Origin of the sequence: Streptomyces sp. SID4985, assembly GCF_009863025.1 — a bacterium.
Taxonomy (GTDB): Bacteria; Actinomycetota; Actinomycetes; order Streptomycetales; family Streptomycetaceae; genus Streptomyces.
Map to the genome: position 1 here is coordinate 1 of NZ_WWIR01000361.1, position 2718 is coordinate 2718.

4 protein-coding genes are annotated in these 2718 nt (G+C 75.1%); 2 read left to right on the forward strand and 2 right to left on the reverse strand.

Going from position 1 to position 2718, the window contains the following annotated elements:
- Positions 1 to 1335 (forward strand): glycosyltransferase family 39 protein (locus GTW40_RS15265; protein WP_161180734.1); only part of this gene is annotated, 1335 nt, incomplete at its 5' end.
- Here GTW40_RS15265 and GTW40_RS15270 read toward each other — a convergent pair.
- Positions 1277 to 1819, reverse strand: a complete 543-nt coding sequence (locus GTW40_RS15270; RefSeq protein WP_237525525.1) for a MarR family transcriptional regulator — start codon at positions 1817 to 1819, stop codon at positions 1277 to 1279. The two genes, GTW40_RS15265 and GTW40_RS15270, sit on opposite strands and share 59 nt — an antisense overlap.
- A 119-nt stretch (positions 1820 to 1938) precedes the next feature.
- Here GTW40_RS15270 and GTW40_RS15275 point away from each other — a divergent pair, with 119 nt between their 5' ends.
- Positions 1939 to 2352 (forward strand): organic hydroperoxide resistance protein, encoded by a 414-nt coding sequence (locus GTW40_RS15275; protein ID WP_161180735.1) that lies wholly within the window; start codon positions 1939 to 1941, stop codon positions 2350 to 2352.
- 19 nt (positions 2353 to 2371) lie between these two features.
- On the opposite strand, the gene GTW40_RS15280 is transcribed toward GTW40_RS15275, so the two are convergent.
- Positions 2372 to 2718, reverse strand: a 347-nt coding sequence (locus GTW40_RS15280) for a CDP-glycerol glycerophosphotransferase family protein (protein ID WP_202485921.1), incomplete at its 5' end; no start/stop codon positions are given.

The following is a 2718-nucleotide window of genomic DNA, read 5'->3' on the forward strand; positions in this document are numbered from 1 at the left end:
CGCCTCGCGAGCCCGCGCGTCGGCCTGTGGGCCGGGCTGCTCTACGCCGTCACGCCGATGGCCGGGCACTACGCCCAGGAGGGCCGCTCCTACGCCCTCGTCGCCGCCGGTGCCACCGGCGCCACCCTGCTCTTCACCCGCGCCGTGCGCACCGGCTCCTGGCGCTCCTACGGCCTGCTGCTCGGACTCGCCTGCTGGCTGCACGAGTTCGCGGTCCTGCTGCTGCTCGCCCACGCCGTGTCGCTGGTGCTGGTCCGCGCGGACCGGCGGGTGTGGCGGGGCTGGGCGTGCGCGGCGGGCGCGGTCGTCCTCGCGCTGCTGCCCATGGTCCTGGTCTCGCGCACCCAGTCGGCCCAGCTCGCGTGGCTCGGACCGCCGACCTGGCGGACGGCCGAGGGCCTGCTGCGCGCCTTCCTCGGCTCGGGCACCGCGGTCCACCGCACCTGCTTCCTCCTCGCCCTGCTGGGCTTCGCGGGCCTCGCCGCCCCCCGCGGCCGGCTCACCCTCGCCCGCGTCTGCCTCCCGCTGGCCGCGGTCCCGCCCGCCGCCCTGATGCTGGCCTCCCAGCTCTCCCCGCTCTACGTCGACCGGTACGTGCTGTACTCCCTGTCCGGCGCGCCGCTGCTGGTGGCGGCGGGGGCGGACACCACGGTCCGGCTGGTACGGCGGTACGGGCGTCGTTGGCTCCGGGCGCGGGGGCGCGTGGCAGTGGCCGTCGGATCCGCGCTCAAGCCCCTGAGACGGCCGCGCTCTCCGCTTGCCGTCGACACCGCCCCGGCCGCCCGCCGCCGCGTCCCCCTCGTCGCCGCTCTCGGTGTCGCCGTGATCGCGCTCGCCCTCCTCCGCCAGCTCCCCCTGCTGCGCGCCGACCGGAACCCGGCGAACCGGGCGGACGATCTCGCCCTCGTCGCCCACGTCGCGGCGAAGAAGGTGCGGCCGGGTGACCCCGTGCTGTTCCTGCCCGCGCAGGCGCGCAACGCCGCGCTCGCCTACCCGCAGGACTTCCGGGGCATCCGGGACGTGGCGCTCACGGCGCCGGTCGCCGGTTCCGGGACGCTGTACGGCGAGGAGGCCGACCCCACGCTGCTGCGGGCGCGGCTGGCCCGGCTCGACCGGGTGTGGGTGGTGGTCGACCGGGACCTGGTCGAGGGACGCTGGAGCCCGGCGGGCCCCAGTGAGCGAACCAAGATCGCGCTGCTGGGCGAGGACTTCGTGCCCGTCGAGGAGTCCATGGGGCCGTACTCGAGCCTGCGGCTGTACGTCCGCAAGGGCGAGGTCAGCGAGGTTCCGGGGATACCTCCAGTTCCCCTGCCGCCGCATCCAGTGCCGAGGTGAGACGGTCGAGGCGGTCGCGCAGCTCGCCGATCTCCGCCGGGTCGGCGCCGGTCGCGGCCGCGATCCGGCGGGGCACCTCCAGGGCCCGCTCGCGCAGCGCCGTGCCCTCCCCGGTGAGCCGCACCCGCACCGAGCGCTCGTCGAGCACGCTGCGCTCCCGGCGGACCAGACCGGCCGTCTCCAGCCGCTTGACCAGCGGGGACAACGTGCCCGAGTCGAGCCGCAGATGTTCCCCGAGCGCCTTGACCGGCAGATCCCCGTGCTCCCACAGCACGAGCATCACGAGGTACTGCGGGTAGGTGAGCCCGAGGTCCTTCAGCAGGACCCGGTAGACACCGTTGAACGCGCGGGACGCGGCGTGCAGGGAGAAGCAGATCTGCCGGTCGAGCCGGAGCCAGTCGGCCTCGGCGGCGGACGCCGCGTCCGAGGGGGTGCCGACGGTGGCCGGGGCGGTGCCCGCGGGCGGGGTGGGCGAGGCGGTCATGGGACCAGGATAGCCAAGCAGCCGCCATTTGGTTGCGCACAATTTAATTGCGTGCTCTACTCGGAGTCGTGAGGGCGGCAGTCCGCCGCCGCACCCGACTCCTGAGAGGGATGGTCCCCATGGACGCGCTCTACACCGCCGTCGCCACCGCCACCCACGGCCGCGAGGGCCGCGCCGTCTCCTCCGACGGCCGCATCGACCTCGCCCTGGCCATGCCGGTGGAGCTGGGCGGCGACGGCCAGGGCACCAACCCCGAGCAGCTCTTCGCCGCCGGGTACGCGGCCTGCTTCGGCAGCGCGCTCGGCCTGGTCGGCAGGCAGGCCAAGGTGGACGTGAGCGACGCCGCCGTCACCGCCGAGGTCGGCATCGGCAAGCAGGGCGAGGGCTTCGGCCTGAAGGTGACGCTGCGCGTCGAGCTGCCCGACACCGTGGACGCCGCCACCGGCCGCAAGCTGGTCGAGACCGCCCACCAGGTCTGCCCGTACTCCAACGCCACCCGCGGCAACATCGAGGTCGACCTCGTCGTCGAGTAGAACCCGGTGGACTCCGGCCTCAGGGCGACGGCGTGAGCACGTCGCCCATCGCCGGACGGGGGACCCGCGCCGCCGGGGCGTCCGGCATGGGCTCGCCGAGCAGCAGCGTGCGCACCACGCGCTCGGCGGCCCGGCCGTCCTCGTACGCGCAGAACCGCGCCCGGAAGGCGGCCCGAAGCCGGGCCCCGTCCGCGTCCCGCCACGAGCCGGACGCGAACAGCCGGATCAGATCGCGCTCCGCGTACACCACATGCCCCGGCGGCTCCGCCGTGACGTCGACGTAGGTGCCCCGGCTCGCGGCGAACGTGGCCCGGTCGTCCGCGAGCAGCACGATCGGGCGGTCCAGGTTGGCGTAGTCGAACATGA